Genomic DNA, 16,260 nt, shown 5'->3' with positions numbered 1-16,260 from the left:
ATAGCTGCATAAATAGTCAAGTACTTAGACGGATAATTACAAAAGTGCCTATGACTAAATTGATAGTGTAATACCTTCCTTAAAACCATAATAAACAAAAGGATTCACACTATGCGAAAATTAAATAAGCTTTTTAAATCTGTTTCATTCGCTACTGTTGTGATTAGTGGCTCTGGGAACACGCTAATGGCTCAAGAGACAGTAGCGAATGAAAATACCACTCAGGTTACTGATGAAGAAGCAGTAGAAGTTATATCGATAACTGCAAAACGAGATATTGCAGGGTTTCTAGAGAATCAACCTAGTAGTTTGCTTTTTGGTTTTGAAAAGTCACTTTTAGAAACCGGTCGTTCTGCCACATTTGTCAGTGACGAAACATTAAAAGCCTTTGGTGTAACCACAGTAGATGATCTTACAGCCGTCGCACCCGGAACCTTTACTGCTTCATTTTATGGAGTTGAAGGAGCCTTAAATGTTAGGGGCACACTGGCAGAAACCTACTTCCACGGTTTTAAACGTATTGAAAATAAAGGAACCTACCAAACACCAATAGGTTCAACCTCCAGAGTAGACATTTTGAGAGGGCCACCTACAGCAAACTTTGGACCTGGTAAAATAGGTGGTTTATTAAACCTTGAACCGAAAACAGCTAGGCTCAGCCAATCAGGTGGTTTTTTACCTGAAGTCGTTGGTGAAGCTCAAGTCACCTTTGGCTCTTATGATAAGAAAAATGCTAGTTTTCAGGTGGGTGTACCTGTCAATATTTCCGAAGCTGAAGGCGGAGTGTATGCCTACGTAGAATTAGAAGACTCTGGGAGTTTTTATAACGGCATTACCCCAGAACATCAAATGCTGCAATTATCTGCAGACTTTGAAATAGGGAATAGCTGGAAACTAGCTGCGGGCCTTATGTCCTATACTTCTGAAGGTTATGTGCAAACACCAGGATGGAACAGAGTCACCCAAGAGCTAATCGATAATGGAACTTACCAAACTGGGCGAGATACTGACTTAGTGGATACAGATGGTAATGGTCAAATGGAATGGGCAGAGCTCTCTGCACAAGACCCTACTTATTTCGCCAAACTGACCCATTATCCTGATTTTTACTTATATGCCGATGCCAGTCTAGCAGCGTTAGATACCAACCTAGGTACAACAAAGTTATCACCACAAGATGTCTATATCAGTGACAATGACTTTTCTGATACAGGCACCTTTACTGGCTTTGTTGATCTTATCAAAACCTATGACGATGACAGCCAATTAAAAATACAAGTATTTGCTGATTACTTAGATAACCAGCGCTTTGTAAGTTATGGCTTTCCGGCAGATTATTTAGCAAAAACGTTCGAAGCTAGGGTATCTTACATTGGCGCTTTCGGTAGTGACAAAGATACCATTACAGGTGTTTACAATGTCGGATTAAGCAGTCGTTATTATGATGCCCGTAAGAAAGAATCCTATAACGGTGGACAAATTGCCATTAGCCGCCGGGATCTATCAGTTGGCGCAATGCCAAATGATATTATGGGATCTCCTTTTAACTCAGACTTCTTTTGGGACTTAGATACCCAGTCTACCTGGACCGACAACGCTATTTTTGCAATGGTTGATCTTACGGCCATGGATATATGGGATCTTTCATTAAGTGCCAGATACGACTATTACGACTTAGACTCCACTGAAAATGGTGACCCAACATACTCTTATGCAGGCGTCACAGAAGCTAAAGATACAGATGGTAAGTTCACCTACAGTGCCACCTTGTTATTAGACCTACCTTCGGGTATTCGTCCTTACATTAGTTACGCAGAATCTGCTGCTATTGAGTTTAGCCAAGCAGGTGAAGTATCCCCTGACTTAATTGCTAATGGTGAATGGTTATCTGATGGCAAGCTAGTTGAAGCAGGGCTTAAATTAGAGTTGTTTGATGGAATAGTAACAGGTTCAATTTCTGGTTATGGTCAAGAGAGAACAGAACTTAGCACAGTCGCAGGCAGCACGGTTAACCGCACTAAAAGTGAAGGGGCTGAACTCGAACTGCGTATTCTTGCCAGCGAAAACTTAAGTTTCAGCATTACTTCTAATAAGCAAAAAACTGAATATGTGGACGGTTATGATGGTTATTATGTCATTAATCCCAGAGACATTGGTTTAGACGATGTATCCAACTATGGTGTATCTGTAGCGGCCTTTAACTTCTCTGACAGCTTGTATGCTTTAACTGGCAGTGAATATTATTTAGGTGCATTAGAAGATACTCGTATACCAGACGCTGTAACAAGTATTTATGCCACCTATGCTGATGAAATGGGTGTATTTGATCGCGTGGGGACTACATGGGGAGTGCGTCATGTATCAGAAACTTCTGGATTCACCGAATTTGCCACTAAGTATCCTAGTTACTTATTGATGCAGGCGGCATTATTCGTCAATTACAACGACTGGTCCATCAGCTTGAACATAGACAATGTTTTAGACGAGACCTACTTTACCCCATTACAAGATATATATGGTGATGTGGCAGTATTACCTGGTAAAGGTCGTGAATGGCGTATGTCAGTCCACTACAACTTTTAACTAGATGTAATAGAAATTAAAATGATAACGATAAAAACTTTGGAGACCTTATGGGTAAGTTAACCGCTGATATACAAGCGCGTTTCGTGTTGTGTGCCTTTAGTCTTGGGTTCTTTGTGATAACTGCGGCAACCTTTACGTCCTTGGGCGTAGTGTTGCCTGCTATGGTCACAGAGCTAAACTGGGACTGGACCACAGCTGGCCTAGGCTTTACATGCCTAGGTATAGCGTGTGGTTTAAGCAGTTACTTGCCTACCATAACCATCAAAAGATGGGGCTTATCCTTCACCTTAATTGCAGGCCTAGTAATATTAACGGCTGGGTTTATGATGCTGTATACAACAGCAAGCCCAGTTTCTTATTTTTGGGGTTGTATATTAATTGGAACAGGCTATAGCTTTGTAGGGTCAGTACCAGGCACTTACGTTATTACTCATTTCTTTAAAAAGCATTCCACTGCCTTTGGTTTTTATTACACTGTGGGAGGTCTAGGAGGCGTTGTAGGGCCAATTGTTGTTTGGCTAGCAACCGACATGTTAGGAAGCTGGCGCTACCATTGGTTGGTTATGCTAGGGGCCATGATCTTATCTGTGGCATTTATGCTTGCCTCTCTGCTCTTCACTGACGCTAAGCGTTTACGCAAGCCGCCAGAGCACAAAAAAGTAAATACGGAAAATCAAAGAGTGTATGAAACAGAGCAAGTTTGGACCTTCAAGCGCGCTGTCAGAACACCTCAATACCTATTGTTATTAGCAGCCTACTCTACAGTTTTGTTTGTAGGGATTACTGTAAATAGCTTTTCAGTAGCCCATTTAACTGAGGTAGGAATTACATTTGCACTAGCTAGCACCTTGCTTTCGGCTGAGGCATTTTGTAATGCAATCTCACGAATTTTTGGTGGGTTTATTGGCGAGTACTTTGAGCCAAAAATCATGCTGCAGGTAGCCTTAATGTTGCTTGCAGGCGGTATGTTTGCCCTTAGTTTTGGTCAAACCTTAATGACACTGGGGTTTTATTCATTTGCCATAGGTTTTGGTTTTGGATTAACGTTTTTATCTTGCACCGTTTTATTGGTACGTTATTTCGGTACAGGCCCGTATTTACAGCTGTTTTCGTTAATGAACATAGGCGCAACTATTGCTGCTGCTGCGCCTTTATTAAGTGGCTACATGAAAGATGCTACTGGCACCTTTGTTCCACCATTTTTAATAATAGGCACCCTGCCAATTCTAATATTTATCGGTATAACATTTATGCGTCCACCTAGGTTGGACCTACATAAAAGAGCCGAATCCAAAGTATCTAACCCATCAAGCAATAACTTACTTGCAGCTAAAGAATGTGAGTAAGACGCTGTAATACAGGAGTAATTCAAATGACTACCTATAACAAAGAATTCGGGGTATTTTTACCCATAGCAAACGGTGGCTGGATTGTGTCAGAGAACACGCCAAGACTAGACGCTTCATACCAACAAAATAAAACTGCAGCCTTAATTGCTGATAACTACAAGATGGACTTCATCATGTCCATGGCCAAATGGCGGGGTTATGGCGGCAAAACTGAGCATTGGGGCACCTCTTTAGAATCCATTACTATGATGGCAGGTTTGGCAGAAGCCACCAGCCATGCAAAAGTTATTGCCACTGTACATACTTTAATGATGAACCCTGCCGCTATCGCTAAAATGTTTGCCACCTTAGACCAGATATCTGGCGGCCGTGCAGGGCTAAATATCGTTTCTGGGTCCTTCAGAGATGAGCTCAATCAAATGGGCGTTTGGCGGGATGATGTCGACCATGATGAGCGATACGTATACGCCCAAGAATGGACCGAGCTAGTACATAAGTTATGGAAAGAAGACCACGTTGATTACAATGGTAAGTACTTCAAGTTTGAAGATTGCGTGTCTCAACCTAAACCAGCTAAGAAACCTTTTACTGTATGTGCGGGCCAATCAGAACGTGGATTGCGCTTTTCTGTAAAAAATACAGATGCTTGTTTTGTGGGAGGTAAAGATGATGCAGAAACCTTAAAAATCACTCGCATGGCACGTAACATTGCAGATGAACTAAACACCTCAGTGAAGTGTTACTGCATGGCCATTTTAATTATTGAAGACACCGAAGAAGAAGCCCAAGCCAAAGCTGATTATTACCGAGCAGGAAAAGATTCAGGGGCAGTTGAGGGCATGATGCGCTCTTATGGAATTGATCCCGCATTAAAAGACAATGCCATGGTGATTCGATCTCAAGGGGCCTTTATGAGCCGCGAGTTAGTAGGCACAGTAGAGTCAGTAAAGCAGCAGCTAATAGACGTCATAGATAACACTGAAATGGACGGTGTTATGATTATTTTTGATGATTACGAAAAAGGATTACATAAGTTTGGCCAGCATATACTACCTGACTTAAGGGCACACTATGGCTGATTCAGCCCAACGTCAAGTCACAGCCTTACAAGCCTCTTGGATTGAACCTAGTCGCACAGCCTTATGTATTATTGATATACAACAAGACTTTGCTAGTCCAGATGGATTGTTAGGCCAGTTTGGTTTAAACATGGATTCGGTTCAAACTGCTATTGCCAACTGCCAAAAAATAGTCACTGCCGCCCGTAAAGCCAACGTCCCTATTTATTTTATTGGCTTAAAAACAGCAAAAGAAACAGACTCTCCCGCTTGGAAAAAATGGATGAGTCGTCAAGGTAGAGATCCAGAAATAGAAAGTGCCATTTGTCGAGTGGGCACTAAAGGGAGTGACTTTTTTATGGTTCTCCCAGAGCCCTCAGATTCTGTTATTTATAAAACCCGTTATAGCGCATTTCATGGTACCGAGTTCGACAAGCAATTAGACCAAAAAAATATCGACACCTTAGTGTTTTGCGGTGTCACCACCGAATGCTGCGTTGAGTCTAGTGTCAGAGATGCTTTTCACTTAGATTATCATGCCATTGTCGCTACCGATGCTTGTGCGGCGTACGAGCCTCAAGTTCATGATGCAAGCTTATCAGCAATGGCTATCAATTTTGCACTGTTGAGTGACACGCAACAACTTTGCTCAATATGGGAGAAAACGGTATGACCAGTCCTCTATACCCTTCAGATACCGAAATTGCCTACACCATAACAGATCAAGATGTGGCAAAACTAAAAGCGGCTATCGATACAGAAGAGCTTACTGACTTAGCACTAACTCTTGGGAATATTCCAAGCCAATCACGATATGAAGCTGAATCTGCTGCATTTGTATTAGATTGGTTACAAACCAATGGTTTTAAGAGCCGTCAATGTGGCGCTACCCCCGAGCGCCCCAATATCATTGGAGAATATGGTGGTACTGGGGTTGGTAAAAATTTACTTTTCACCGCCCATTTAGATACTGAAAGTCCCAGTGACGACCCACATATCAACCAACATAGGTTCTCGCCAGAAACATTAAGTAACCCAGAGTGGAAACAGTGTTGGCTTGAAGATGGCAAACTTCATGGGTTTCCACTTTATAACGACCGAGGCCCAATGAGTTGCTTTTTAATTGCAGCGAAAGCACTAAAAAAAGCAGGCTTTGACTTAGCGGGTAAACTCTATTTGACAGCGTGTCCCGGTGAAATAGGTCCAGAGCCAATGGAGCAATGGGAAGGAGTAGACTATCTTGGCAAAGACATTGGAGCTAACTACCTTTTTCATCATGGAGGTGTCATCGCTGACTACGCCATTGCCGCAGAAGGCTGTGATTGGGGCGTAACTTGGCAGGGTTGCGGATACGTACTTTACCGTATTCAAATTTTTGGTGAAGGAGTGTTTACACCTATTCTCGATGCACCAAAAGAAGTACATAAGCACCCTAACCCTATCTACAAATTAGGACCTGTTATCGATGCATTACATGAATGGTCTCAGCGCTATGAGCAAGAAAATTGCTACGAAACAGCTGGGGGAATATCCAACCCTAAAGTACAAATTGACGCAATAAAGGCTGGCTCTCCCATGTCTTTTGGTGCTGGTACTGATGTGTGTTCGGTGTATATAGATGTCGGGCTTACTCCCAAGCAAACCGCAGCGCAATCTTACCATCAGCTAAAAGACCTAATGTCAGGTCTGGACATAGCAGGATTTGAAATCGAACCCATGGTAGTTAGAAATGGCTATGAAGCCAATCCAACTGAAGTGTCGCCACTGGTTAAGTCACTATGTGAAGCAACAACAGCAGTTAATGGAAGCCCAGTAGAGCTTGCTCACCCGGCTTATTCGAGTATGTGGCGCGACCATAACGTGTTTAATATGCAGCGCGTACCCGCGATTACCACTGGCATGCCCAGATTTGCAGCCACTCCAGAAGACTTAGCCAAAAGTGCGCTTATCTACGCCCTCACTGCTTTATCTGTTTGTGGTAAACAATAGCCTTAAATTTAGAGAAAACTTATGACGACTTCATTAACAGAATCTGTGGCTGCGTTACAAATAACTCCATTAAAAAGTGAGTTTGGCGCGCATATCCACAATATTGACTTAAAAAATGCAGATGATGCAACCCTAGCCACAGTGGTAGAGGCATTTCGGTTACACGGAGCAATTTTACTACGTAACCAATCTATGCAGCCTGACGATCTGATGCGCTTTATTAGCGCCTTTGGAGAGCCTGAGCTGCATACCCAAAAGAACTATTGCTTACCTGGCTATCCCCATATTTTTAAGTTATCTAATATGCTTGATGAAAACGGCAAACCACTCGGTGCCCATAACGATGGCGTGGGTTGGCACACTGACTATTCTTATAAAAAAGAACCAGTAATGTGTACCATGTTATACGCGGTAACTGTCCCTGATGAAGGGGGTGAAACCTTACTTGCTGATCAAGTTGCTGCTTACGAAGACTTACCCGAAGCTAAAAAAGCGCAGTTAGACCCTCTAAAAATTCATCACTCTTATGTACATTTTATCGAAAATCGTGAGTTCAATAGTTACGAAATAAGCGATGAAATTCGCGATGCCAATCCAGATGTGATTCATCCAATGATACGCGTACACCCAGCTGATGGCCGCAAAGCGCTATGGATAAGCACAGGTACAGTAAAGCATATTATAGGAATGGAAGACGACCAAGCCATGAAGCTAGTTGATGAGCTGGTAGAGTATGTGACCCAGCCCAAATATGTATACTCTCACAAGTGGCAAGAAGGTGATGTACTTATGTGGGATAACCGTTGCACCTTGCATACAGGCTCATTATATGATGACAAAAAATACAACAGAATGGCCCATAGGTTGTGGGTAAAAGGTGAAGCACCAATATCAGTAGGCGATTAAAGCAAAAACGAAAAAAGCTATCAGTCAATTATTACTGATAGCTTTTAGTTTAGTCGGGATGCCTTTTATTCTTGGGTAAAATATGCAGGTATCTGTGGCGCTTCTCCCCCTTTTACCCACAAAATAATTTCATTGCCCCAAGGGTCTCGAAATGCAGAGTTGATACCATTAAATTCTGCCCAAAAGTGATCTTTCCATAATACAGTAGCACCTAGCGATGTGGCTCGCTCGAGCACAGCTTCGATACTGTCATCATCGCTAATTAAAATCCAAACCCTAGCCTTACGGCCTTCTGTTGCCATAAAACGAGGCTCGACTCCATCTGGGTTCGGGTGTGGCCTTACATTTTTTGCCTTATGTATGCCAAGGTGGAAATTACCAATTGACGTGTCGTTACCCTCGCTATCGCGCATTACACCACCAGGCACCATACGGTGATATACACCCAATGGGCGTGGGTCGTTTTCCCAACCAAATACGGCTGCATAAAAATCACCCGCAGCGGCTGGGTCATCTGAGGTTAAATCCACAAAAATAAGGGTGTTGGGGTAGCTCATAGTTCTATCCTTTAGGTTTATTGATGCATAAATGATGAATTAGCTCAGATTTATTTCTTTCATCCATATGCCCTTTATTTTGATTTTTTAAGCTGAAATATGTGCCAGTTGCCTAATATACCTAGTGTTAGCAGGCCTCCACTGTCATCAATTATTCATAGATGGGTCATAAAACGGTCAAATTCTTATTCTATTTTAAGTCCCTGTATGGTACATATCTTATAAGCTGTTGTTTTGTGACTAAAAATCGCATTTGCTTAAAAGAAGTATTGTTGTAATCACTGCGCTATAAATAATGATAAAGAGGTTCCAAATGGATAAGTCCGAATTATTGTCAACATTAGATTCAGAAAGCCGTACACCCAAAACTAAAAACAGCAAACGTAAATGGCGAGAAATCGAAGCTATTCGCGATAGGCATCAACTAAAACAGGAGCTTCGTGAACTCGGAATGTCACCCGAAGATGAGTTAGAGTTCATATAGACCATGATTAAGCCCTAAGTGATTAGGGCTTTTTTGTTGCTACCAAGCAAAACAACCTATATCTGTAGCCTGCTCTTCTAAGCAGGGATACACATATATGTCTGCGACATGGCATTGATGCACCGAACCCCGTAGAATGTTAGCCATATATCAATAAAAGACACTTTATTATGACAGACACCAATCCAGCATCTGCCGATTTCATGGCACAAATAAAGCAAACCCAAACTCTATGGGCATTACAAGACACCGCCAGCGAAGGTTGGGTAATTCTTGACTCAGTCAACTATGAAAATACCGATGTTATGCCACTATGGTCAAGCATTGAACTTGCTCAAGCACACTGCATTGACGAATGGCAAGACTACACCCCTAAAGCCATCACGCTTGCAGATTGGTTAGAGTTTTGGGTAGAAGATCTAGCCGAAGACAATGTGCTCATTGGCGTAGAATGGTTAGACGGTGGTGAATACCTAGAATTAGAACTCGCCGAATTTAGTCAAATGTTGGCAAAAGTAGAAAACCTATAGCTTTAAGCTGTTGTATTTAGCCCTGCTAATGGAAACGCACCTTAAGTGGGATAACGGTTGACTGGTTAGGTTGCTATAAAACCAGTCAGTGTTTAATCTATTAAGACGTGTCCCAAGTGTGCCAATAATTCTATTTACTCTTATTATTCAGCGACTATCTGATTACGACCTTGTTCTTTTGCTCTGTATAACCTCTCATCGGCTACTTTATAAATTTCAGAAAGCTCTTGTCCATTTTCAGGCCAACGAGCAACACCAAGACTTGCAGTCATGTTCGCCGTAAACCCCTCAGCATTAAGAGTATGTTCCACAGCATACCGCAAGCGTTCTGCAATACTACTAGCTTGAGAAGGGGTGACATCAGGAATTAGCAAACAAAACTCTTCACCACCAAACCTAAAAGCCCAATCGTTTCTTCGACGCATGCTGTTTATAATCCGTGACACATCAACAAGTACGGCATCACCTACACCGTGGCCAAACTTATCATTCACCTTTTTGAAATGGTCCAAATCTAGCAAAATCATAGAAACTGACTTTTGCTTCTCAGGCAAACTATCGCACAACATTTCGAAAATGGAGCTTAGTAACAAACGGTTATTCAAGCCAGTAAGGGGGTCTAAAGAGGCCATTTCCTGTAACCGTTTAACCATTTCTGCACGCTTTTGTTCATAAGTATAAGACAGCGCCCAAATGGCGGTTAACGTCAGTCCAACATTTACAATAGCTATGGTAGGGATCTCGCTATTTTGCATGATATGTCGGAATGTCAAAATTCCACAGCCTGAAATAACGTAAAACACGGAGTAAAGGGTGCCTAACTTAGTACCTAGTAATAAGTAAGACAATACAGGGACAATAAATAGCCAGCTATACAATGCAGAAGTATAAGAAGCACTGAAAATACCAAACAAGATCACAGTATACAGTGCGCACAAGAAAACCGATGACCATATGGTGAGGTTTGGGGTCTTTTTGTGAATAGCAAGGATAATGAACGATAGAATAACAACCAATAATTCTACTATCGCCAATATTTTGTGGCCGGCAAACCAGTTATTTATAGTAAATGTTACACCTGCAACTATTATAACTATCAATACAACTCGCAATACTATTCGGCGAAACTCGAGCTCACTGCCCCACAATTTGGAAGTGACCATGGTTATATATATTCCTTACTGAGTTGAAGTAGTGTTTATAAAATAATGAACTTTTTACAAGTACATAATGTTAACTGAATTAAATTAAAGTGTTTTAATAATTCCATAAATAAGCGAAAACTGTTGGCTAACAGATATTCTTTCAACTTTCCAAAAACTATCCCCACCCCAAAAAACCGCAATATTCACCCTAGCAGCACGCGGTTAAGATTCACCAGTATAACCTATAGCCATACTGCATTCTGCTAACGACTCTTTCGCTTTATGCTCAAACTTTAATGTGTATACAATAATCGGTCACCCTCCAGGGGGTAATTAGGGTATGCTTTTTAGACTGGCAATGTTTATTTGACTAATACTAATGAGAATATATATGCCATTTCTATGAAACCCATCATATAAAATATTCATAATTTCTTCAAAAAATGAACACTTTGAAAAAGTTTAGAGATTAAATGTAAACCTTAATTAAAGTAATGAAATAACTAGTCCAAAGATCATTGCAAGGCTTTATGAGAATAGTTATTATTTATAATTATCAACAAATTCCATGGGGCAGTTCTATCTGCTTAGCTCGGCTACTCCAAAATCATATAGGCCTCTAATGAAGAATTATTTTTTAGCCCAGTTATGCATATTTACGTTACTCCTTTTCACCAAGTCCACTATAGCAGAGCCCGTAAGCGTGCAAGTGGTTAACCCTAAAGTTAGCCAACAAACCGAGTCTCTATTACTGATTGGCACAGTTGAAGCCCCTCAATCATCAGCGCTAGCATCACTTCAAGCAGGACTAATTGCATCATTACTAGTTGAAAAGGGGCAAGCAGTAGAAAAAGGGCAAACCTTGATGACATTGGACTCCCAATTGATTGAGCTTGGAGTGCAACAAGCTCAAGCTGAAGTAGAAGCAGCAATGGCAGCACAACAAGAATCTAAACGTTTGTATCAGGAGTCACTAAAGCTCTCACAACAGCAACTTGCAGCCGAAACACTCATTGCAGAACTTGAAGCAAATGTGACAATTGCCAATGCAGAAGTTCGTAAAGCCAATACACAACTGCAACTACAACAAAGTATGTTATCGCGGCATACATTGAAAGCACCCTTTGCAGGCCTTATAGCCGAGCGATATGTCAATATTGGAGAGTGGGTTACTCAGCAAACCCCTATTTTTCAGTTAGTTTCACAAGATAATCTACGTTTAGTTGTGTCAATTCCACAGGAATATTACCGAGCCCTATCAAGCTCAAAAGATATAATGGTAACAGTCACACCTGATTTCATTGATGCAACCAGTATTTCTGCGAAGTTAAATGTCTTAGTTAATAGCGCAGCAAATATTAGCCGCACCTTAGTCGGCTTAATTGAGTTACCAAATGACGCAGGTTTGTTAGTGGGTATGTCTGCCCAAGCAGAGATAAATTTGCCCTCAAGTGAGCGAGCAATAGCATGGGTACCTAAGTCAGCCATTAAACAACATCCCGATGGCGGAAATAGTGTATTTACTGTTATTAAAAACCAAGTCAAACAGGTGAGTATTAGTATTGTTGAGTATAATGGTGAATTAGTGGGCGTCACGGGTATTACCGAACAATTACCTGTGGTTATTAGTGGTGTCGCAGTATTGAAAAATGACGCTTTAGTTGCAGTAACTTCGGAAGTATCTTTGTGATTGCCGAAGCAGTCAAACGTGGCACGTTAGTCACTGTCATTGTACTTATAGTCACTATTTTAGGGTTAGTAGCAGCACTAAGTATTCCGGTGCAAATGATCCCCGATTTAGAAGTGCGAACCATAAGTGTTGACACAGGTTGGCCAGGAGCAACGCCTCAAGACGTCGAAAAAGAAATACTCATAGAACAAGAAAGATATTTGCGCGGATTACCCAACTTAACCCGCATGGTATCTTATGCTGAAATGGGCTCTGCCAACATTAAGCTTGAGTTTCCATTTGGCGTAGATGCAAATGATGCATTGATCCGAGTAAATAACGCCTTAAGTCAAGTACCTGCTTATCCAGAAAATGTCGACCAACCGCGCATTTACTCTAGCTCTTTTTCTGGTAATGCTTTTATGCACTTTACCTTAAAACCTCAGCTTGGTAACCCCATGCAGCTAGATGTAGACTTATTGCGTGATTACGCAGATGACTACATTCGCCCTCGAATGGAAAGTGTGCCAGGGGTGTCAGAGGTCAGTGTAAATGGCGGAGCCCAGAGACAAATTCAAATTAAAGTCGATACCGCTAAATTAGCACAAAGAGGCATTAGTTTAACTGAGCTTAGAACAGCTATACGCAACCGAAATAGTGACTCATCAGCAGGCGATATCGAAAGCGGTAAGAGTCGCTACCTATTGCGTGTTATTGGGCGGTTCGAACATTTACCTGAATTAGAAAACCTTATTGTGCGTCGTGACACCAACAACAATGGCGCAAACATTTTACTTAAAGATGTGGCAGACGTTACCTTAGATCACTTCGAAGTGCGGGGTGTTTCTTTTAACAATGGTGAACGCACAATTAGGCTCTCAGTAAACCGAGAGTCTGGCTCAAATGTACTCGCAATAAAAGCCGCAATGTTGCCTTTAGTAGAAGACATCAATCAAACCTTATTGGCCCAGAATGGCTTAGAATTAGTCCTAACCAGTGACGATGTTAAATACGTCAAAAGCTCGCTGGTTAACGTTTGGAAAAATCTAGCCTTAGGGGCTATTTTGTCAACTTTAGTAATGTTTTACTTTTTGCGGTCAGGAAAAGCCACACTAGTAGGCGTACTGGGCATTCCTTTGTGTACTATCGCAGCATTTTTAGCCCTTAAAATGTTTGGGCGCACCATAAATATAATTTCTTTGGCCGGTGTGGCATTCGCCATAGGCATGACGGTCGATAATACCATAGTGGTGCTAGAGTCCATTGTTCAGGCAAAACGTAAAGGTATTTCGAAAGCACAAGCAGCGATAAATGGTGTCACCGAAGTCTGGCCTGCTGTGCTCGCATCAACCGCCACCACAGTTTTAGTGTTTGCCCCAATACTATTTATTGACCAAGAAGCAGGGCAATTATACTCAGATATCGCCATTGCTATATCAGGGGCAATTATAGCCTCCATGTTGGTCGCTATATTTTTGGTACCTGTAGCCATGACCAACATCATTCAAAAGACTGATGCTAAACAAAATACAAGCCTAACACTTTCAAAAAATTGGTTAAAACTAGCGGATTGGTTCACTGTTAGTCCAGCCAGAGCTAGAATCTCAGTGGCAGCCTTTATTTTTGTTATTTTAGGCGCAGCATATTCACTGATGCCCGCAGCCGAATATTTGCCTGAAGGCGAAGAGCCAAAAGCATTTTCTATGATGATAGCCCCGCCCAGTTATAACCTATCAGAAATGCAAAAGATTGGCGCTGAGCTACGCACCTACTTTAAAGGCTATATAATGGCAGATAGTAGTGATTTTGACGCTGGCAAAACCGATATGCCTCCCTTAGAGTATTATTCAATGTCAGTATCAGTGGGGCGAATTTGGTTTCTAAGTGCGCCTGTAGATCCTGCCAATATTAATCAAATGATGGCGGCCATTACCGAAAAATTTAAAAGCTATCCAGACATGCGCGCATTTTCCGCCCGAGGCTCGATTATATCTAGTAATGACGGCGGCACCCGAGCCGTTGCCGTAGATATTGCAGGCAGTAATGTTGTTGATTTATATCAAGCAGCAGATGCCGTTTACCAACAAGCAAACAAGGTATTTGATAACCCTCAAATCAATTCTGACCCGGGCTCATTGACTCTTGACCAACCTTTAATTGAAATAAAACCTCGTTGGTTCCGCCTAGCTGAGTTAGGTATCAGCAACAGTGATTTTGGTTACACAGTCTCAGCCATGAGTGATGGCGCCTATGTCGATGAGTTTATTTTAAATGATGACAAAGTGGATATGTTCATCTTTAGTGAAGCGGGTAATCAACAGAATTTATCACAACTAGAAAGCATGCCCATTGTCACCCCAAACGGGAAAATTTTACCATTAAATGCCTTGGCAGATTTAGTTGAAAGCCAAAACAGTAATTCAGTTCGCCGAGTTGATGGAAACCGAACAGTGACGGTTTATATCATTCCTCCGCGAGATGTAGCACTAGAAACCGCCGAGAAAAAAGTACGTGAAGAACTATTACCTACACTATGGCAACAAGGAAAAATTGCCCAAGGAATTAATGTGAGTATTAGTGGCGCAGCAGACCAACTGGAAGCAACAAAAGCCGCTTTATCCAATAATTTCATTATTGCTTTAGTGCTTAGCTATTTATTATTGGTGGCTATTTTTACACATTGGCGTTACCCCATATTTATCCTAGCAACTGTGCCACTTGGTATGGCAGGGGGATTATTAGGCTTGGTTACAGTTAATGGCACTAATGCCTTATTTGCCTCAATGGGAATCGCTGCGTACCACCAACCTTTTGATATGATCACTATGTTAGGCTTTTTAATCTTACTGGGTACTGTGGTCAATAATCCCATATTAATAGTAGACCAAACCCGCCGCTATGTAATAGAACAGGGCATGATGGTAAGAGATGCCGTTTTACAAGCCGTAAATAAGCGTTTAAAGCCCATACTAATGTCAACCTCCACCACCATTTTTGGTTTAGCACCTTTAGTAGTCATTCCTGGTGAAGGTACAGAACTGTACCGCGGGGTGGGAATTATCGTACTAAGTGGGATATTAGTATCAACCTTATTAACCTTGAGTTTTTTACCCGCATTATTAGTGGCTGTGATTAAAGATAAAACACAAACGACAAACTAAACGGCCACATAAGCAAATTTGAGGCGCTCGATAAATACCATTAAACACAGCCAAGGCTCGGGAATAATTATTGATATAACCAATATCATTAAACGTGCCTACTGGCTCTTGTGTTAATTCAATACTAAGAAGTGCACTATGTGGGAAGCGCCAAAAGCCTTAAATTAATTATTGACGCCATAGTCATTTGTTATGTGCCGAATTTGAAGACTCATAAAGCCAAACCATACGATCCAAAAACCACATTTTGGTTAGGTATACATAAGCAATACCATGAAGAGTAATGGCTAAATCTAAACTCCATATACCGTAAATCAGTATAATGCCACCACAGAATTGTAGTACATTTAATATAACTATTACTTGTGAGTAGCCTTTTGGTATCGGAACTTCTTTCCTATTCATGAACAAGCGTTCACCTAATACAGCTTTAGCGCCCCAACTATTAAAATGTTTTGGCTTAGAAAAAAGTGTTGGATTTATCCAAACCCAAAACATAAGAATCGAGATTGGAATAAGGCAATACCACCCAATCCAAACTCGAGACCAAATGCTTAAAACTATAAACGGCAATGTAGCAAATCTAGACCAAACTGACCAAGGGTTGGCATGTTTTAACCAACTATCATTGTCTGGTAGAAATAGTTTTGATAACGCTTTATCTAACTCCAAGATATGCTCCAATGTCATTCTGCATAACGAGGGTGTAGAAAACCCCTCACCTTAAAATTTATTTTAAAAATTGAGCTAATTTAACTATAAAAACGCGTCGCTACATGAAATCGGTATAGGTTTAACCATTAAACATCAGAAATATTTGACGTAG

At 41.3% G+C, this 16,260-nt stretch carries 13 protein-coding genes; 10 read left to right on the top strand and 3 right to left on the bottom strand.

The genetic code is table 11. The features are described 5' to 3' along the window. Positions 1 to 111 precede the first annotated feature (111 nt). Genes EOK74_RS20205 through EOK74_RS20180 form a run of 6 tightly spaced genes read left to right on the top strand, consistent with a single transcriptional unit; the run spans position 112 to position 7,888 of the window. Positions 112 to 2,583, top strand: a complete 2,472-nt coding sequence (locus EOK74_RS20205) for a TonB-dependent siderophore receptor (protein ID WP_133471932.1) — start codon at positions 112 to 114, stop codon at positions 2,581 to 2,583. Between the two features lie 50 nt (positions 2,584 to 2,633). Next, on the top strand, positions 2,634 to 3,932 hold the full coding sequence (locus EOK74_RS20200) for an MFS transporter (RefSeq protein ID WP_133471931.1): 1,299 nt from the start codon (positions 2,634 to 2,636) through the stop codon (positions 3,930 to 3,932). Between the two features lie 26 nt (positions 3,933 to 3,958). Then, positions 3,959 to 5,014, top strand: a complete 1,056-nt coding sequence (locus EOK74_RS20195) for an LLM class flavin-dependent oxidoreductase (protein ID WP_133471930.1) — start codon at positions 3,959 to 3,961, stop codon at positions 5,012 to 5,014. Continuing rightward, the gene (locus EOK74_RS20190; RefSeq protein WP_133471929.1) at positions 5,007 to 5,666 is read left to right on the top strand and encodes a cysteine hydrolase family protein; all 660 of its coding nucleotides are present in this window, start codon (positions 5,007 to 5,009) and stop codon (positions 5,664 to 5,666) included. The genes EOK74_RS20195 and EOK74_RS20190 overlap by 8 nt, the downstream gene beginning before the upstream one ends. Then, complete coding sequence (locus EOK74_RS20185) at positions 5,663 to 6,982, top strand: zinc-binding metallopeptidase family protein (protein WP_133471927.1); 1,320 nt, start codon at positions 5,663 to 5,665, stop codon at positions 6,980 to 6,982. The genes EOK74_RS20190 and EOK74_RS20185 overlap by 4 nt, the downstream gene beginning before the upstream one ends. Positions 6,983 to 7,003: 21 nt before the next feature. Next, positions 7,004 to 7,888 carry a TauD/TfdA dioxygenase family protein gene (locus EOK74_RS20180; RefSeq protein ID WP_133471926.1) on the top strand — a complete coding sequence of 295 codons (885 nt, stop codon included), beginning with the start codon at positions 7,004 to 7,006 and terminating at the stop codon, positions 7,886 to 7,888. A 65-nt stretch (positions 7,889 to 7,953) separates the two neighbouring features. On the opposite strand, the gene EOK74_RS20175 is transcribed toward EOK74_RS20180, so the two are convergent. Further along, positions 7,954 to 8,445 (bottom strand): VOC family protein, encoded by a 492-nt coding sequence (locus tag EOK74_RS20175; protein WP_133471925.1) that lies wholly within the window; start codon positions 8,443 to 8,445, stop codon positions 7,954 to 7,956. A 313-nt stretch (positions 8,446 to 8,758) separates the two neighbouring features. Between EOK74_RS20175 and EOK74_RS20170 the strand changes: the two genes are divergently transcribed. Then, positions 8,759 to 8,929: a DUF3545 family protein gene (locus EOK74_RS20170; RefSeq protein ID WP_133471924.1), complete on the top strand. Its 171-nt coding sequence runs from the start codon at positions 8,759 to 8,761 to the stop codon at positions 8,927 to 8,929. 170 nt (positions 8,930 to 9,099) lie between these two features. Continuing rightward, complete coding sequence (locus tag EOK74_RS20165; RefSeq protein ID WP_133471923.1) at positions 9,100 to 9,459, top strand: DUF2750 domain-containing protein; 360 nt, start codon at positions 9,100 to 9,102, stop codon at positions 9,457 to 9,459. A 143-nt stretch (positions 9,460 to 9,602) separates the two neighbouring features. On the opposite strand, the gene EOK74_RS20160 is transcribed toward EOK74_RS20165, so the two are convergent. Then, complete coding sequence (locus EOK74_RS20160) at positions 9,603 to 10,622, bottom strand: GGDEF domain-containing protein (RefSeq protein WP_133471922.1); 1,020 nt, start codon at positions 10,620 to 10,622, stop codon at positions 9,603 to 9,605. Positions 10,623 to 11,226: 604 nt separating this feature from the next. On the opposite strand from EOK74_RS20160, the gene EOK74_RS20155 reads away from it, so the two are divergent. Both EOK74_RS20155 and EOK74_RS20150 read left to right on the top strand, forming a co-directional pair. Next, the gene (locus EOK74_RS20155; protein WP_166638809.1) at positions 11,227 to 12,294 is read left to right on the top strand and encodes an efflux RND transporter periplasmic adaptor subunit; all 1,068 of its coding nucleotides are present in this window, start codon (positions 11,227 to 11,229) and stop codon (positions 12,292 to 12,294) included. Further along, on the top strand, positions 12,291 to 15,434 hold the full coding sequence (locus EOK74_RS20150) for an efflux RND transporter permease subunit (protein WP_133471920.1): 3,144 nt from the start codon (positions 12,291 to 12,293) through the stop codon (positions 15,432 to 15,434). Before EOK74_RS20155 ends, EOK74_RS20150 begins: the two co-directional genes overlap by 4 nt. A gap of 183 nt (positions 15,435 to 15,617) precedes the next feature. Here EOK74_RS20150 and EOK74_RS20145 read toward each other — a convergent pair whose 3' ends face one another. Then, positions 15,618 to 16,106, bottom strand: a complete 489-nt coding sequence (locus tag EOK74_RS20145; RefSeq protein ID WP_133471919.1) for a DUF6653 family protein — start codon at positions 16,104 to 16,106, stop codon at positions 15,618 to 15,620. Positions 16,107 to 16,260 lie beyond the last annotated feature (154 nt).

Origin of the sequence: Paraglaciecola marina (genome assembly GCF_004360155.1) — a bacterium.
Taxonomy (GTDB): Bacteria; Pseudomonadota; Gammaproteobacteria; order Enterobacterales; family Alteromonadaceae; genus Paraglaciecola; species Paraglaciecola marina.
This window is presented reverse-complemented; position numbering and strand designations above follow the sequence as displayed.

What these genes read in the sequence shown, in the direction of transcription:
- EOK74_RS20205 (WP_133471932.1), top strand. Translation starts at nt 112, where the DNA reads ATGCGAAAATTAAATAAGCTTTTTAAATCTGTTTCATTCGCTACTGTT.
- EOK74_RS20200 (WP_133471931.1), top strand. Translation starts at nt 2,634, where the DNA reads ATGGGTAAGTTAACCGCTGATATACAAGCGCGTTTCGTGTTGTGTGCC.
- EOK74_RS20195 (WP_133471930.1), top strand. Translation starts at nt 3,959, where the DNA reads ATGACTACCTATAACAAAGAATTCGGGGTATTTTTACCCATAGCAAAC.
- EOK74_RS20190 (WP_133471929.1), top strand. Translation starts at nt 5,007, where the DNA reads ATGGCTGATTCAGCCCAACGTCAAGTCACAGCCTTACAAGCCTCTTGG.
- EOK74_RS20185 (WP_133471927.1), top strand. Translation starts at nt 5,663, where the DNA reads ATGACCAGTCCTCTATACCCTTCAGATACCGAAATTGCCTACACCATA.
- EOK74_RS20180 (WP_133471926.1), top strand. Translation starts at nt 7,004, where the DNA reads ATGACGACTTCATTAACAGAATCTGTGGCTGCGTTACAAATAACTCCA.
- EOK74_RS20175 (WP_133471925.1), bottom strand. Translation starts at nt 8,445, where the DNA reads ATGAGCTACCCCAACACCCTTATTTTTGTGGATTTAACCTCAGATGAC.
- EOK74_RS20170 (WP_133471924.1), top strand. Translation starts at nt 8,759, where the DNA reads ATGGATAAGTCCGAATTATTGTCAACATTAGATTCAGAAAGCCGTACA.
- EOK74_RS20165 (WP_133471923.1), top strand. Translation starts at nt 9,100, where the DNA reads ATGACAGACACCAATCCAGCATCTGCCGATTTCATGGCACAAATAAAG.
- EOK74_RS20160 (WP_133471922.1), bottom strand. Translation starts at nt 10,622, where the DNA reads ATGGTCACTTCCAAATTGTGGGGCAGTGAGCTCGAGTTTCGCCGAATA.
- EOK74_RS20155 (WP_166638809.1), top strand. Translation starts at nt 11,227, where the DNA reads ATGAAGAATTATTTTTTAGCCCAGTTATGCATATTTACGTTACTCCTT.